Annotated in this window: 12 protein-coding genes and 1 pseudogene; 9 read left to right on the top strand and 4 right to left on the bottom strand. The window is 70.8% G+C overall.

Going from position 1 to position 15,481, the window contains the following annotated elements; translation table 11 throughout:
- Positions 1-382: 382 nt before the first annotated feature.
- Positions 383-925, top strand: a complete 543-nt coding sequence (locus tag OG444_RS39685) for a hypothetical protein (RefSeq protein WP_327260072.1) — start codon at positions 383-385, stop codon at positions 923-925.
- A gap of 592 nt (positions 926-1,517) precedes the next feature.
- Positions 1,518-2,744 carry a PP2C family protein-serine/threonine phosphatase gene (locus OG444_RS39675; RefSeq protein WP_327260073.1) on the top strand — a complete coding sequence of 409 codons (1,227 nt, stop codon included), beginning with the start codon at positions 1,518-1,520 and terminating at the stop codon, positions 2,742-2,744.
- 395 nt (positions 2,745-3,139) lie between these two features.
- On the opposite strand, the gene OG444_RS39670 is transcribed toward OG444_RS39675, so the two are convergent.
- The gene (locus OG444_RS39670; RefSeq protein ID WP_327260074.1) at positions 3,140-3,487 is read right to left on the bottom strand and encodes a lamin tail domain-containing protein; all 348 of its coding nucleotides are present in this window, start codon (positions 3,485-3,487) and stop codon (positions 3,140-3,142) included.
- Positions 3,488-3,953: 466 nt separating this feature from the next.
- Between OG444_RS39670 and OG444_RS39665 the strand changes: the two genes are divergently transcribed.
- From OG444_RS39665 to OG444_RS39655, 3 genes are all read left to right on the top strand, one after another.
- Positions 3,954-5,120 carry a S1 family peptidase gene (locus tag OG444_RS39665; RefSeq protein WP_327260075.1) on the top strand — a complete coding sequence of 389 codons (1,167 nt, stop codon included), beginning with the start codon at positions 3,954-3,956 and terminating at the stop codon, positions 5,118-5,120.
- A 531-nt stretch (positions 5,121-5,651) separates the two neighbouring features.
- Positions 5,652-6,911, top strand: coding sequence for a family 16 glycosylhydrolase (locus OG444_RS39660; protein ID WP_327260076.1), 1,260 nt, complete (start codon positions 5,652-5,654; stop codon positions 6,909-6,911).
- An 86-nt stretch (positions 6,912-6,997) separates the two neighbouring features.
- Positions 6,998-8,692 carry a beta-1,3-glucanase family protein gene (locus OG444_RS39655; RefSeq protein WP_327260077.1) on the top strand — a complete coding sequence of 565 codons (1,695 nt, stop codon included), beginning with the start codon at positions 6,998-7,000 and terminating at the stop codon, positions 8,690-8,692.
- 98 nt (positions 8,693-8,790) lie between these two features.
- Here OG444_RS39655 and OG444_RS39650 read toward each other — a convergent pair whose 3' ends face one another.
- Entirely contained in the window at positions 8,791-9,081 is a 291-nt protein-coding gene (locus tag OG444_RS39650) for a hypothetical protein (RefSeq protein WP_327267070.1), read from the bottom strand.
- A gap of 115 nt (positions 9,082-9,196) precedes the next feature.
- On the opposite strand from OG444_RS39650, the pseudogene OG444_RS39645 reads away from it, so the two are divergent.
- Both OG444_RS39645 and OG444_RS39640 read left to right on the top strand, forming a co-directional pair.
- A pseudogene (locus OG444_RS39645) lies at positions 9,197-9,384 on the top strand (MMPL family transporter); the annotation flags it as partial.
- 276 nt (positions 9,385-9,660) lie between these two features.
- Positions 9,661-11,418, top strand: a complete 1,758-nt coding sequence (locus OG444_RS39640) for an FG-GAP repeat domain-containing protein (RefSeq protein WP_327260078.1) — start codon at positions 9,661-9,663, stop codon at positions 11,416-11,418.
- A 120-nt stretch (positions 11,419-11,538) separates the two neighbouring features.
- On the opposite strand, the gene OG444_RS39635 is transcribed toward OG444_RS39640, so the two are convergent.
- The gene (locus OG444_RS39635; protein ID WP_327260079.1) at positions 11,539-12,111 is read right to left on the bottom strand and encodes a snapalysin family zinc-dependent metalloprotease; all 573 of its coding nucleotides are present in this window, start codon (positions 12,109-12,111) and stop codon (positions 11,539-11,541) included.
- 744 nt (positions 12,112-12,855) lie between these two features.
- On the opposite strand from OG444_RS39635, the gene OG444_RS39630 reads away from it, so the two are divergent.
- Entirely contained in the window at positions 12,856-13,275 is a 420-nt protein-coding gene (locus tag OG444_RS39630; RefSeq protein WP_327260080.1) for a hypothetical protein, read from the top strand.
- Positions 13,276-13,636: 361 nt separating this feature from the next.
- Here OG444_RS39630 and OG444_RS39625 read toward each other — a convergent pair whose 3' ends face one another.
- Positions 13,637-14,950, bottom strand: a complete 1,314-nt coding sequence (locus OG444_RS39625) for a helix-turn-helix domain-containing protein (RefSeq protein ID WP_327260081.1) — start codon at positions 14,948-14,950, stop codon at positions 13,637-13,639.
- 158 nt (positions 14,951-15,108) lie between these two features.
- Between OG444_RS39625 and OG444_RS39620 the strand changes: the two genes are divergently transcribed.
- Positions 15,109-15,336, top strand: coding sequence for a hypothetical protein (locus OG444_RS39620; protein WP_327260082.1), 228 nt, complete (start codon positions 15,109-15,111; stop codon positions 15,334-15,336).
- Positions 15,337-15,481 lie beyond the last annotated feature (145 nt).

The following is a 15,481-nucleotide window of genomic DNA, read 5'->3' as shown; positions in this document are numbered from 1 at the left end:
GGCCGCTCACCCACCTCGACCTTGACGCCACGGCGGGGGACGGCCGGGCCGCCCCGCGAACCGTCGACTACCTGCGCGTCCGGGGCCGCCACCGTCATCGGCCGCCGTCTGGCCGCCCACCACATCCCCGATCGGCCCGCCCGCGCCACCGCCCTCGTCGCCCTGGCCCAGGACCTGCCCCCAGCGGTCCTCGGGCCGATGCTCGGCCTCCACCCCGTCACCGCCGCCCACTGGCGACGACGCGCCTGCACCGACTGGACCGGCTTACCTCGAAGCCCGTCCGACCGCCCCGCCGCGCTGACCACCGGTCGAAGCCGCGCCGTACGGCCGGTTTGGGAGGTGTCGCTTGCGGCTACCCCGAGGGAAGCCGCATTTTTTGAGCATGTTCAAATATGCTGAGGTGCGGCCACAGGCCGGACATCCAATCTCTGGGGAGAGGTCTGCGGACATGCGTGGATGGCGGGCGACGGTTCTTGCGGTGACTGGGGTAGTTCTCACAGCGTCCTGCGGGTACGGCGCGGCCATCCACGCGGCGGACATTCCGCAGGAGCAGCTGGTAGGGACGTGGACCAGCCCAGCAGGGACGTCCCTGACCTTCTCGGAGGAACACACCTTCACTGGAACGGGATTCGACAAGGTCAAAGCGATGGCTGACTGCGCCCACCCCGAGAACCTGTCCAACGGCCGATGGGCCTTCTACGCCAGCCCCGAAGGCGACGGCCTCAACATCCCCGACGCGACCGCCACACACGGCAATGATCTTCGACTGTCCTTCACCGAGGATCCGACGTGCACGGTTTGGGTCTACCTCTACGGGGACTTCGGCGATACAGAGGATCCCAGCATGTGCCCTACAGAGGACCCGGACGCGGGGTGTCCTCCTGACGGCTACATGAAGCGGAGCGAGGCCGGCACTCGCTCCTGACACCCATCGAAACCGGGGCACTCGCGCTCCTGCAGGGCCACAACCGCACCAACAGGCAGGCCGGCCCGAACCCCTCAACCACCGGGACCAGACAGGGATACCGCGCGATTCGAATGACGCTCCCCGTCGGCTGGAGCCTCCGCCTGGACGCCAACACGGTGTGAGGCGTACGCGAACGACCAGCAGCAGGCCGGCAGTCTCGTCGCCGTGACCGCCCGTTCGAACCGGCAGAAGGCAGATGGTCCCGCATCCGCTTGCCGGGCAGCTCGCGAGGAGACGTCGGCCGGGTGGGTCAGGGAGTTCCACGCAGGGTCCGGCCACGCCTGGTCCCTTCAGCGCTCTGGTGGCGCGTGAGTTCTGGCGATCAATGCCGCAGGGGCATACTTGCCGGCTCCTTTCGCTCCCTTCATCCTGTGGGACTGCTCTTCCGGAGACCGCGGCGAGAGAGGACGGTGCAGGGCTCTTCCCCGCGGTCAGCGTGAGCCGACATGCCGCGCATGGCTCAATGAGCCGCTCCGGCCCTATCCCGGGGCACGGTGTGCCGAGGCGGTGACCGGCGTGGGCGGGTACGTACGAGGTGGCGAGGCGGGCCATGGACGAGGCGAGCGTGGACCGGTCGGAGGGTTTCGGTGAGCGGCTGCTCGGCCTGCTGCTGGACCGGGCGCCGCATCTGCCGCCGCAGCTGATCGCCCCTCTGATCGCTGAGGAGGTGGGCAGGTTCGGAGGCCGCGACGTCTCCATCCTGCTCCAGGACTACGCGCAGGAACTGCTGGTGCCGCTTCCGGGCAGGAAGCTGCACGTCAGCCAGCCCCAGCCGGTGATCGACTCTCCGGCTGGCCGGGCCTTCCTGCGCGGGGAGGTTGTCGAGGTGCCGCAAGCCCGCGGCGGCGTTCGGATGTACCTGCCGCTGCTGGACGGCAGTGACACGGTGGGCGTGATGGTCCTCACCCTGGACGATGTCGGCGAGGACGACCGGCGGCTGCTGCGCTGGCTCGCCGGTCTGGTCGCTGATCTGCTGGTCACCAAGAACGCCTACACCGACCAGTTCTTCCTGGCCCGGCGCCGGGAGCCGATGAGCGTGTCCGCGGAGATCCAGTGGGGCCTGCTGCCGCCGCTGACGATGACCGTGCCTCAGGTCGCGGTGGCCGGCATGCTGGAGCCCGCCTACCGCGTCGCCGGTGACAGCTTCGACTACGCCCTCAACGACAACATCCTGCATGTGGCCGTGATCGACGCGATGGGCCATGGCCTGAACGCCGCCGTGATGGCGACCGTCGCGATCGGCGCCTACCGGCATGCCCGGCGCGTGTTCGTCAGCCTGGCCGAGAAGTACACCTACATGGACGACGCGGTCTCCGGGCAGTTCGGCCCCGACCACTTCGTCACCGCCCAGCTGATGCACCTGAACATCACCACCGGCGAGCTGGAGCTCGTCAACGCGGGCCACCCCGCGCCCCTGCTCATCCGCGACGGCAAGGTCCTGCGGCAGCTGGACAGCGCGACGACGCTGCCCGTCGGATTCGGCGGCGAGGAGCCCCGGATCACAGAGCACACCCTCCAGCAGGGCGACCGCGTGCTCTGCTACACCGACGGAATCATCGAAGAACACGTCGCCGGCGGGGAGCAGTTCGGGGAGGAACGCCTCATCCGCTGCGTCAACCGACTCGGGGAAAGGCCGTCGGAGGGGATGCGGGCAGATCTGCGCCGGCTCTCCCACGCCCTGAAGAGCGCACGAGGCGGACACACCAGCGACGACGCCACCCTCTTCATGATCGAATGGCGCGGGGGCGCCGCCGGCCACCTCGCGGTTCTCGACTGAACGCCCCCTCCCGGAGCCGCCCGCCCTCGCAGCGAACCGGCACGGGCAAGCGGGCCCCCGGGAGCGATACCGGCGCTCATCTCCCCATGGCCACCGCCACCACCGGCATCCGCCTTCGGTGCCGCAGCTCGGCCAGCAGTGCGGGGCCGCCGCCCGGTGAGGCGACGGCCCGTGCGGCCCCGTCACGCAGGATCCCCGGCATGGTGCGGGGGACCCGACGGGTGACGAGGGGTTAGGTCGTCTCTTTCGGATCTTGCCGGGCCCGCGTCGCCCGGCACCGCACCTCGCCGCGTTGTCGGAGCACCGCAGTACGTCCAGTACAACGGCACTCCTCCGCCTTGCGATGCACGGCACCGGACGACGCGGGCCGACCGACAAGATCCAAAAGAGACGACCTAGCGGCGGCGGCCCCAGGTTTCGCTGTCGACGGTGCGGCCGCGGTCGTCGCGCAGGGTGGCGGTGTCGGAGCGGTTGTCCCAGACGTAGTCGCGGCGGTCCTGGAAGAGGTCGGTGCGGGTGGTGTTGGTGATCTCCACCCACTCGCCGTTCAGGGAACGGTTGGAGCGGTCGTCGCGTCCGGGGCTGTCGGCCTGGACCCGGCTGATCTCCACCCGCGGCCGCTGCTGGTGGTGACGGTCATCACCGTCCGCGGCAGCCGCCGGGAGCGCCGCGGCCGAGACGATCGCGTCGGCCGCCAGGACGATGGCGGCGATGCGGCGTACGGAGGAAGAAGCAGAAGACATGGGTGACGCTCCCTCAAGAACAGTGCCCCACAAGCGAAAAAGGGTGCGCCGGCCTTCGGCGAGGAGCCGGCGGGTGGTGGGGTGGTCGCCGCGCAGGGCTGCCGTGTGGGCCTTGCCGAACACCGCGTTCAGGAGACCGAGGGACGGCTGGTTGCCGCTGAGGGCGATGGCCCGGTCGGCGAAGACGTCGGCGATCGGCAGGGCGGTGCCTTCGTGGCCGAGGGCGATCGCGGCGCGGCCCCGGACCCCAACCGCGACCGCGACCGCGACCGCGACGTCGGTCAGGCCGGTGACGAAGTCGGCCCTCGGCGCCCGGGACAGTCCTCGGTGACCGAGTGGTCCCGCGGGTCCCGCCGCGGCGGAACCAGAACTTGGTATGGACCTGACAAATGGGGTCGGCTAGCGTAGCGCCCGACACTCTCTGAGAGCGCTCTCAAGCGTTCAATCCCCCACACCAGGAGGTCTCGTGAAACACACCACCCCCTTACGCGCCGCCGTCGCCGCCCTGCTCCTGACCGTCGGCCTGGGCGCCGCCCACGCCGGCGCGGCGAGCGCCGCCCCGCTTCCGGAGGCCGCCGCGGCATCGTCCGCCGCAGCGCCGTCCACCTCGGCCGGACTGCTCGACGCGATGCGCCGGGACCTCGGGCTCACCGCTTCCCAGGCCGAGGAACGGCTGAGCGCAGAAAAGGCCGCCGCGGCCGTGGAGAAGGCCGCACGGCAGGCTGCGGGTGGTGCGTACGGCGGCTCGTGGTACGAGCCTTCCACCGGCCGGCTCGTCGTCGCGGTGACCGACCGCGCGAAGGAGTCCGAGGCGCGGGCACTGGGCGCCGACACCCGCCTCGTCCGGCACAGCGCCGCCGCGCTGGACCGCGCCAAAGCGCGCCTGGACACGCTGCGCGCCCCCACCGGGGTGGCCGGCTGGCACGTCGACCCGCGGACCAACAGCGTCGTCGTCACGGTCGTACGTACCGAGCGGGAAACCCCCGCCGTACGGGCGTTCGTCGACCGGGCCCGGGCCGGCGGCCCCGTCACCGTCGCCGAGACGGCGCAGGCGCCCCGTACCTACGCCGCGGGCACCGTCGGCGGCGACCCGTACTACACCGGCAACGTCCGCTGTTCGATCGGCTTCTCCGTGTACGGCGGCTTCGTGACGGCTGGGCACTGCGGGCAGGCGGGGGCCGCCGTGCGCGGCTGGGACGGGTCCGCGATGGGCACCTTCCGGGGATCCTCGTTCCCCGGCAACGACTACGCGTACGTCGGCATCCACAACGGCTGGTGGACCGTACCGGTGGTGCTCGGCTGGGGCACCATCCCGGACCAGCTGGTACGCGGCTCCGCCGAGGCACCTGTGGGCGCCTCGATCTGCCGGTCGGGGTCCACGACACACTGGCACTGCGGCACCGTCCTCGCCAAGAACGAGACCGTCAACTACAGCCAGGGCGCCGTCCACCAGATGACGAAGACCAGCGTGTGCGCCGAGGGAGGCGACTCCGGCGGCTCGTTCCTCAGCGGGGACCAGGCCCAGGGCGTCACCTCCGGCGGCTGGGGCAACTGCTCGTCCGGCGGCCAGACGTGGTTCCAGCCGATCAACGAGATCCTCGGCCGCTACGGCCTGACCCTGCACACCGCCTGACGCTGGACACGCCTGGCCCTGCGCACGCCTGAGGTCGGCGCGGCACCAGGTCCTTCCGGGCGCGAGCACCCCACCCGGAAGGGCCTGGCGCCCGGCTTCCCGTACGGGGCCGGCGGCGCTGCTCGTCGACCTGTCCGGTGTGCCGCGGACCGATGCCGGGCACCGGCGCATGGACGAGGAACCGTCGGCCGGGGCCGGGTGCGTGGCCGGGAGCACGCGGTCCGGACGCCCGCACGGAGTACCCGCGTCGGCCGTCCGGCCGGCGATCACGTGAGGCTCCGATTCACACCTCTCTGCATCAAGCCAGCCTTAAGAGATCGTTAAGCCGAAGGCCACAAGAGAAAACCCCAGGTCAGAGGCGTGCGAGGAGTGTCGCCTGACGTTGCCATGACAGTTACCCCTCCGTAATACTCACTGCCTCGGGTGACATTGCGTCACGTTTGAGAGCGCTCTCGTACCCCTCCTGTCACTCTTCACCGCTCGCCCGGCCCGCCCCCTTCTCCTCCCCCGTTCAGACAAGGAACCATGCCCATGGCTGCTGCTCATCGCGCACGTCGCCGCTCTCTCGGCGGAGTGGTGCTCCTCGTGACCACCGCCCTGGTCGCGGCGGTGCTCATGTCCTTCACCCGTTCGATGGCCCCGCCCGCGGGTGCCGCAGTTGTCGCGCAGACCTGGTCGGACGAGTTCGACGGCGCGGCCGGCCGCGCTCCTGACGCCGCCAAGTGGACGCTCGAGACCGGCGGTTCGGGCTTCGGCAACCACGAGCTGCAGTACTACACCACCAGCACCTCGAACGCCGCGCTCGACGGCCAGGGCAACCTCGTCATCACCGCGCGGAAGAACACCGACGCCGGCCTCGGCTGCTGGTACGGGCAGTGCCAATACACCTCGGCCCGGCTGAACACCGCCAAAACCTTCACCCAGGCGTACGGCCGCTTCGAGGCCCGCATCAAAATCCCGCGCGGCCAGGGCATCTGGCCCGCCTTCTGGATGCTCGGCAACGACCTCGGCAGCGTGGGCTGGCCGGGCAGCGGCGAGATCGACATCATGGAGAACATCGGCCGCGAACCCAGCACCGTGCACGGTACGGTGCACGGCCCCGGCTACTCCGGAGCGGGCGGCCTCGGCGCCGCGTACAACCTGCCCGGCGGCCGCGCCTTCGCCGACGACTTCCACGTGTTCGCCGTCGACTGGAGCCCGAACTCCCTCGTCTGGTCGGTGGACGGCACCACGTACAAGACCCTCACGCCGGCCGACACCGGCGGCAACAAGTGGGTCTTCGACCACCCGTTCTTCATCATCCTCAACCTGGCGGTCGGTGGGGACTGGCCCGGCAGCCCGGACGCCTCCACGTCCTTCCCGCAGACGATGACCGTCGACTACGTCCGCGCCTCCTCCGCCGGCGCCCCCTCCGCACGCCCGATCCGTGGCATCGGCGGCATGTGCGTCGACGTCGCCGGCGGCTCCGACGCCGACCGCACCCCCATCCAGCTGCACGACTGCACCGGCAGCGCGGCCCAGCAGTGGACCATCGGCGGCGACGGCACCGTCCGCGCCCTCGGCAAGTGCCTGGACGTCGCGGGCGGCTCCACCGCCGACGGCGCCGTCGTCCAGCTCTACACCTGCAACGGCACCAACGCCCAGAAGTGGACGTACACCGCCGCCCGTGACCTCACCAACACCGGTGCGGGCAAGTGCCTGGACGCCAAGGGCAACTCCTCCGCCGACGGCACCCGGTTGCAGACCTGGACCTGCACCGGCGCCGCCAACCAGAAGTGGACGGTCGGCTGACCCACCAGCCCCGCCGCCCTCCCCTCTCCCCCGTCCCTGCGTCCGACCGCTCCCCCGCCCGACCTGAAGAAGAACGGACCCCCACCGTGACGGCTCGCCACCAGCGAACCCTGCCCCGTAGAAAACTCCTCGCCGTGACGGCGGGCCTGGCCCTGGCCGTGCCCGCCGCGGCAGCCTGGCTCGAGATGAGCGCCAACGCGTCCACCACCGCCACGCTCCCCCTGGACCTGGTGAACACCACCGGCAACAACACGGTGTACGCCTATGTGCTCGGCCGTGACCCCGCGGCCGGCGGCACCTGGGCCTTTGTCCAGGCCAACGGCTCCAGCCTGTACCACCCGCCGGCCCCGGCCAACGATCAGACCCCGCTCGGGGCCGACTGTGCCATCCCGCTCAACGCGTCCGGCGCCGGAGCGCGGAGGGTGACGCTGCCGCGCCTGGACAGCGGCCGTATCTACTTCTCCGTCGGCACGAAGCTCACCTTCCTGGTGAACCGCGGCGGCGGTCTGGCCCTGCCGTCGGTGAGCAACCCCACCGACCCCAACGCGAACATCGCTCACGACTTCTGCGAGTTCACCTTCAACAGCGACCAGTTGTACGCCAACATCACGTTCGTCGACATGGTCTCGCTGCCGATCGCCTTCCAACTGGAGACCGGGCAGGGCACCCAGACGGTGCGCGGGCTGCCCGCCGACGGACTGTCCCGGGTCGCCGCAGCGCTGCGGGCCCAGTCCGCCGCCGACGGCAGCGACTGGAGCCGGCTGATCGTCACCGCGGGCGGCCGCGACGTGCGCGTACTCAGTCCCAACCTGGCGATCCGCGGCAACAGCGACTTGTTCCGCGGCTACTTCGACGGCTACGTGGACGAGGTGTGGAACAAGTACCGCTCCACCGACCTGCGCATCGACACCCAGTTCACCTGGGGAACCGTCACCGGCCGGGTGAACGGCGACCTCCTCGCCTTCCCCGGGGTCGGCAGCTTCGCCAAGCCGTCCACCCTTTCGATCTTCTCCTGCAGCGACGCGCCCTTCACCACGGGCAACGACCTGATGGGCAATATCAGCGCACGGCTCGCCGCCGCCTTCAACCGCACCACCCTGCTGGACAACCCCCACCAGCCGACCGCGGAGAAGCCCGCCGCCTTCTACACCCGGCCGCGCACCAACCACTACTCCCGCATCCTGCACAACACCACCCCCGACCATCTCGGGTACGCCTTCCCCTACGACGACGTGCACCCGGACGGAGTCGACTTCGAGGGCAAGGTGCAGTCCGGCACCCCCGGCCGCTGGACCATCACGGTCGGCGGTGTGGCCAGCGGCGGCACACCGGCCCCGACGCCGACCGCCACCGCCACCGCCCCGGGCGGCGGGGTCAGCGCCTTCACCACCATCCAGGCCGAAGCGTTCAATGCCCAGTCCGGAGCACAGGTCGAGGCCTGCTCCGACGGCGGCGGCGGATCCGCCGTCGGCCATCTGTCCAACGGCGACTGGCTCAAGTTCTCGGCCGTCGCCTTCGGCTCCACCGGCGCCACCCGCTTCGACGCCCGAGTCGCTTCCGGGGCCGCCGGCGGAGTCAGCGGCCTGGTCCAGGTCCGCCTCGACAGCCCCACAGCCACCCCGGTCGGCGGCTTCGCCGTCGCCAATACCGGCGGATGGCAGGCCTGGCGCACCGTCCCCGCCGACATCCGCCGCACCACCGGAACCCACGACGTCTATCTGACCTTCGACAGCGGCCAGCCCTCCGACTTCGTCAACGTCAACTGGTTCTCCTTCGCCTAGGGTTCCTCACCGGGCGCGGTCTCCTCGGAGCCGGCCCCACGAGCGTCGGCCGCAGGCCTCCCGGACAGGACGGGGCGACCTGAGGAACACCGGTGCCGTCAGCCGAGCAGGGGGAAGGACGCGGGTCGAGCGGGTGTGGGCGGCCGAGCAGCCCGCGCAACTGGTCGAAGCGCAGGAACATGCCCGCGGTGACCCGCGCCCGACGTCGGCCGTTGGCCGTTGGCCGCGCCCTCGGTACCGGGGCGCCAGTCGATCCAGTAGGTGACGGCGTCCCGGTCGACCGGTCCGGGGGCCGGGGTGTGCAGGGCCACGAGGCCGCGCCGGCAGTCCATGAGGCAGTGGAAGAGCAGGTCCGGACGGCCCAGCCCGTACAGCCGGTGGGCTGCCAAGAGTCCTCGTCCTCCAGCGGGGCCACGACGGCCGCGAGGGCCCGGTGGGCGGCGTGCAGAGCGCGGACCGGTTCGGCCCGGACGGGTTCTGGGGGCGGGTCCTGGTCCTGAGTCGGGCGACCGCATGGCAGCCGCCGCCTCCGTCCGACGCTCCGCCGGGGCAGTCACAGCCAGCGCCGCCACCGTAGCCCTCGGCCTCCTCGCGCTCCTCGCCGGCGACCTGACCAACAACAAGGCCCTCGGCCCCGTCGGCGCGATCGGCATCTTCTGCTCCTTCCGGCCACCCTGGCATTCCTGCCCGCCGTCCGTTTGCGCGCGCCAACCAGGGAGATCTCGTCGGCGAAGCCGCCGCTGCGGTAGCGGCCGCTGCCGCAGCGGCCGACCCGCCGGTCGGAGTCCCTCACCCCATCAACTACACCTGGGTGAAAAGGAATTGGCGCATGAAGTCCACCGGCGTGGTCAATGGCGCGGCATGCCCGGCACAGCTGGAAGTGGGAACCGTTCACGCGTGGATGTGTGTCTCCAGGCAAACAGCGAGACGTGTCCGGGCGGGTCCCGGCTCGATCCTCAGGGGGGATCTTGACTTCATCGCACCGCGGAAGACTGAGTGCACTGGCCGCCGGCGGCGTACTGGCCCTGGCCGTCAGCGCCCTGGCCGCCGCCCCGAGCAGCGCCGCCCCGCAGCCCGGCATACCCGACTCCGCCGCCGCCCGGCCATCGGCCGGCCCGGCGGCGGATTCGGTCCCCGAGGCCGCACCGGGCAGCGATCGCGAGTACCCGAGCGTCGTCATGCCCGGCCGCGCCGTGCGGCCGGCGGCGCCGACCGCCGCCAAGCCGCGGCACGACGTCGACGGCGACGGCATCAGCGACATGATCGTCATGGAGTTCGACCAGACCACGGCCGTCTATCTGTCGTCGATCTCGACCTGGAGCCAATACACGATCTACAAGACCGACCCCGACCCCTCCGCCTCGTTCAAGGACCTGCTGCCGGTGGGCAACGTGGGCGGCACCAGCAAGGCCGAGCTGCTCTCGCTCTCCTTCGACGGTGTCCTCACGCTCTACGAAGCCGGCCTGACGAGCACGTCGGCGCCCCTTTGGTCGGGCCGCGGATGGCAGATCTACAACCGCGTCATGGCCACCGGCGACCTGACCGGAGACCGCCGTCCCGACTTGCTGGCCCGGGACCACGCCGGCGACCTGTGGCTGTACACCGGCACCGGAAGCGTGAGCAAACCCTTCAACACGCGGGTCAAGGTCGGCTCCGGCTGGGGGATCTACGACCAACTGGTCGGAGCCGACGACGTCGACGGCGACGGCCTGGGCGACGTCCTCACCCGTACGCTGAGCGGTGAGTTGTGGTTCCACAAGGGAGCCGGCAGCGCCACCGCCCCGCTCAAGGCCCGTGTCAAGGTCAGCACCGGTTGGAACGCGTACAACGTGATCACCGGCTCGGACGACGGTGACGGCGACGGTCTGAGCGACCTGCTCGCCCGCGACCGCGACGGCGTGGAGTACTGGTTCAAGTCGGTCGGTGGCGGCAAGTTCGCCGCACCCGCGTACTTCGGCAGTGGCTATGAATTCAACAAGTTCATCGTCGGCGCGGGCACCACGCCGCTCTACGGCAAGGGACAGAACCTCGGCACCGAAGCGGACGACGACCTCGCCAAGTACAGCGCCCTGGCCAACGGCGACTACCGGACGCCGCCGGTCTGGGCCGGCAAGGAGACGCCCGGCTCCCGCAACACGTACGCCACCGGTCTCAACAGCCGCAACCACGCGACCTACGTACAGAACATCGGCAGCGACCTGTACATCCAGGGCGAGCGGGTCAGCACGACGTGGAACTACACCATGACGGTCGGCCCCGGTGACCTCACCGGCGACGGCAAGGGCGACCTCCTCGGTCGCGACTCCGCCGGCACTCTGTGGCTCCATCCCGGCGACGGTGCGCTGGTGACCAGGTTCGGCGCGCGCATCAAGGTCGGCACCGGCTGGAACGGCTACGACGCGCTCGTCGGCGCGGGCGATTACTCCGGCGACGGGCGGCCCGACCTGCTCGCCCGGGACGCCTCCGGCCGCCTGTTCCTCTTCAAGGGCACGGGCACGGCCACCGCGCCGTTCGCCACCCGGGAGCAGGTGGGCAGCGGCTTCGACCAGTACGACAAGCTGTTCGTTCCGGGTGACATCGACGGCGACAGCAAGGGCGACCTGCTCTGCCGTCTTCCGAACGGCGTCGTGTACCGGTACTCCTCGACGGGCAAGGCCGGTACCGAGACCTTCGCCGCCCGGGTGAAGTTCGGTACCGGTTGGAACCTCTACAAGAACATCGTCTGAGTCCCGAGGCTGCCCGGTCGCGAAGCGGCGACGGCACGGGCCCGGTCCACCGGCACCAGCCGGCGGGCCGGAGTCCCGTCCCAGCCGGAGCCCGCACCGGCCCACCCGCCGACTCGCCGGTCAGGGGGCGTCGATGAGTACCCGGCCGTCGGTCGGCACGGCTGCCGCGAACCCGTTCGCGTAGGCGTTCTGCACGCGGGACCGCTCCGTCGCGTTGGGCACGGCGTTGGTGCAGGCCGTCCCGGCGCTGGACCCGGACATCAGCTGCGAGCACGGTCCCGGTTTGGTGTCCGGGAGGCCCAGGCTGTGGCCCAGCTCGTGCGCAGCGATGCGCGTCTTGTCGTACCCCTGGCTCACGGCCTGCGCGCCGAGTTCGACTCGGACCTGTCGCCCCGGACGGACCGGACCGAGGGTGGCTTGCGGCCAGCCGGTGGTGGCCACGATGACGATCTCGGCCCGGGCCCCGGGCGCGGCCTCCACCAGCCGTACGTTGCTGACGTTCGCGTTCCAGGAAGCGACCCCGGCCGCAATGGCCGCTTCCCAGCCGCCGGCTCGGCTGTCGTCGTATCGGAGTGTCACTATCGCTGCGGTGGCGTCCGGTATGGGCGCGGGTGCCGCGGTCGCGGCGGTTGCCGCCGCGAGGACCAGCGCGGCGGCAGAGGTGCCGACTTTCAGCCAGGTGCCCAGAGACATGGTCGTCTTCCTTCATGCGTGGGGGGGACCCGGCCCCTCGGCGGAGCCGGGGCACTGGAGACACCGCCACCGCCCGCCTGTGGCCCGCGAGTCCGGACAGCCGCCCCTCCGGAGCCCTAAGAAGGTAGTCCCGAATCCCACTATCCCGTCATGCACCTGCCAGCCAATTCCCGCGGGCCCTCCGGCCGATGCCCGGTCAGCGGGCAGCACCGTCCAGGGGCTCGAGCGGCTGCGCTCGGCGAACGGGCTGCGGACGGCCGCGCCGGCGCAGCCATACGGCCACCGGGCGGCCCGGCCGCCAGAACAAGGTGCGAACAGGCGCTCCGATCCGCCCCGCCGGGCTGTCCAGGACGTGGGTGAACTCGGTGGCGCACGCGGGCCGCGATTGCGGGAACGCGGAGCCGGGAAAGAGCAGCCCATCGCGACGGACGAGGCCACCTCCCACACTGTTGGGCTGCCGGACGAGCGGCCTCCGGCCCGCCGACGCTCCGCTGCCCGGCGCCCGTGGTCCGCGCGCCGCCGCATGGCCGCCGCGCTCACAGCCCTGATCAAAGGCGGTCTAGGCGGTGGCGGGTGCCTGGCCAGTGGGCTCCGCCAACGTGAAGCTGCAGGTCAAGGGGTAGACCGTCCGGCAGTTTCCTGATCTTTGTCATCAGCGGGCGACTAGGGTTGTCCTGTGGATCTTGCGCCGCTGGGCCGGTTGGCCAGATGGCCGTTGCGGGCGAGGTGGGGAACCTTCGGGCCATGGTCGCGAGGCTAGATGAAAGGGTTTTGATGCCGGACCAGTCTTCTCCCCTGTGGTGGCTGTTCGCCACGATCAGTGTGGTTGTGTATCTCGCCGCGCTGTTCCCCGGGATGGTGAACTGGCGGCAAAAGCTCTGGGTGTCATGCGGCCCGGTGGCAGGGTTCGTGGTGCTCACCGCCTCGAGCGTCAAGCAAGAGTGGTCTCTGAGCGAGATACTTCCCGTCTACTGCGGGATAACCCTGGGGATCGCGCTGGGGGTCGTGGGGCACTGGAAGGCCATGCGCAGCTTCATGACGTGGCGTGCGGAGAACCCGGCCAAGCCTGATGACGAGGGGCCGGATGTGCCCTGGGTGCTGCAGATGGCGTTCACTCTTCCGATCTTTTTCGGTGGCACGATCTGGTACATGAACACCTACTGACCTCGGCGGTTGGCTTCGCGGTTCATCAGTACGGGCAGGGCGGGCCGGAAGTGGTGGCAGGGCGCTTCGAGCGTCGATGTCCGGGCGGGATCCCTCGACGGCCGGCCGCCCGCGAGGTTCTTCTGTTGGACGACTCTCAGCATGAGCAGGAACCAGCGGCTTGGCGACACCCACGATGGCGATGTACCGGTAAGCCGCGAACCGGGGAAGGATCACAGGCAATTCCGCTGCTGCACCCCGTGCCGCGACGACGTGGACCAGACCGAACAACACCCTCAGCCTCCGACGGCCGTGGGCGGCCCCAGCATCCCCGGGCGGAGCCCAACCCCGGGGCCGCTCACGCCTTCGAGGAGGTCATAAGTCATAGGTCATACATGTATGCGTAGTCGGTGGGGTCGACGGAGCAGTACCTCGCGTCGCGTACAGCCGTGAGGATGAACCCGACGAAGAGCACGAGGGCTCCGCTGCCGACGAACCACCCTCCGGCAGCCGTCAGGCGGGCTTCCAGCACCGGCCCGGTGTACTGGAACAGTCCGATGCCGAAGAGCACCACGCCGACCACGAAGGCGCCCCAGGATGCCAGCTGGAGCCTGTCGACGCGGTCTCTCAGCTGCGGCTTCGGATGGGCGGCCACCGGGATGCCGGCCCCGCCGTCGGCCTGGGTCGCGTCCCGGGCAACCGGCGGCTGCCCCGTCTCTTCGCCGTCCTCCCGCGGGGCGGGATGACGGTCGAGGACCCGGCCGACGGCCTGCTGTGCCGGGGCGAGCATCAGGTCCTCGACGTGTTCGTCCTGGCCGGCTCCGGCTGCCGCGAGTTCCGCCTGGAGGCTCACCAGGTCCTCGCGCAGCCGGGCGGACTCGACGCGTAGGCGGTCGCGTTCCTGCCGGAGGGCTGTCGCCTCGGCGGCCGAGTCCTCCAGCAGCCCGCGGACGATTTGGATCTCGTTCTCCTGTGCGAGCAGGTCCTGGCCGAGGCGCGCTTCCTTCGTCTCCCGGGCCCGTAGCTGCTCCGCGCTGTCGGCTCGCGCCCGGTCGAGGCGGGCGTCGAAGGCGGTGCGGTCCCGTCGGCGAGCCTCTTGTTCCTCCTGGAGCAGGGCGTTCAGGCGGGCGGTCTCCTGCTGATGGTCATGCTGCCGGGTACGGAGTTCGTCCTCGGCTGCGGTGAGGGCCTGGCCGGTCGCTTCGTGCCGGACCAGGAGGTCGTCGTAAGCGGCCTGCCGGCGGCGGTGCTCGCCGATGACCTCCTCCAGGCGGGCCTGGACCCGGTCATGGAGGAGGACGGTCTCCTCGTAGGCGTCGGCCATCGCCAGGCGCTCGGCGAAGGCCGGGTGCACCTCTCCGAGGGCCGCGGTGTGCAGGCGCAGCAACAGGGACCGGACCTCGTCGCTCGCCCCGCAGAGCTGGACGATCGCCTCGACCGTGGAGCGCTGGGGAAGCCGGTCGCCCGAGAGGTTCTTAGAGAGGGTCGAGGCGCTCATGGCCGCGCCCGGGGCGACGTTCTTGCTGGCCAGGTCCGCGGCGTCGATCAGGGACCGGAGGTGCCGGACGAGCGCCAGCTTGTGCGGACGGTTCCTGAAGACCTCCGGTTTCAGCGGGTTGAGTGGTCGGCGGCCGGGCCGGGGCCCTGCGCCTGCGGTGGCTTCGCCGCCGGTTCCCTCCTCGGCAACACCCGTCATGCCTGTTCTCCCGGTTGACAGTTGCGGAAAGAAGATCGTTTCCCTTGGCGCACCCATTGCCGGGACGTGACGCTCGAACCACACCCCGCGGCACGGCCTCAGCGGCAGAGCGGCGGCGGTGATGTCCTGCGACCTTCCATGTACTGAGGAGAACCATCGTGCCGAGCCGTCGTCCCCCGCGTGGCAGCTTTCCCGTAGATCTCGCCGTGTTCCTGGCGGTCCTGGCGACCGGCGTCGTCCTCGTCCTCGTCGGCCGTGTCTCCCCCGAGGCTCTCGCCGGCTACGCCTCCGCTCTGGCCGGCCTGTACGCGGCCTGGCACCACCGCCCCCGGAGCGGGCACGCCGAGCAGAGCCCTTCCGAAGCCCCGCCCGCACCCGAACGGTAGAGACCGCCACCTACATCGGCGAGATCATGCACGAGGTCCACCGACGCCGGGGGATCCCGGCGGAGGAGATCGTCCGACACGACCCGCACGCACGGCAGGGCCCGGAGCTACCTTCAACAGCTCCGGGCCTGCCCGCGACGGTACC

It is taken from the genome of Streptomyces sp. NBC_01232, from assembly GCF_035989885.1.
Lineage (GTDB): Bacteria > Actinomycetota > Actinomycetes > Streptomycetales > Streptomycetaceae > Streptomyces.
This window is presented reverse-complemented; position numbering and strand designations above follow the sequence as displayed.

Bases quoted from the DNA above. Each gene is read 5' to 3' on its own strand.
- OG444_RS39675 (WP_327260073.1), top strand. From the start codon at position 1,518: ATGGACGAGGCGAGCGTGGACCGGTCGGAGGGTTTCGGTGAGCGGCTG.
- OG444_RS39685 (WP_327260072.1), top strand. From the start codon at position 383: ATGTTCAAATATGCTGAGGTGCGGCCACAGGCCGGACATCCAATCTCT.
- OG444_RS39660 (WP_327260076.1), top strand. From the start codon at position 5,652: ATGGCTGCTGCTCATCGCGCACGTCGCCGCTCTCTCGGCGGAGTGGTG.
- OG444_RS39625 (WP_327260081.1), bottom strand. From the start codon at position 14,950: ATGACGGGTGTTGCCGAGGAGGGAACCGGCGGCGAAGCCACCGCAGGC.
- OG444_RS39635 (WP_327260079.1), bottom strand. From the start codon at position 12,111: ATGTCTCTGGGCACCTGGCTGAAAGTCGGCACCTCTGCCGCCGCGCTG.
- OG444_RS39630 (WP_327260080.1), top strand. From the start codon at position 12,856: ATGGTCGCGAGGCTAGATGAAAGGGTTTTGATGCCGGACCAGTCTTCT.
- OG444_RS39670 (WP_327260074.1), bottom strand. From the start codon at position 3,487: ATGTCTTCTGCTTCTTCCTCCGTACGCCGCATCGCCGCCATCGTCCTG.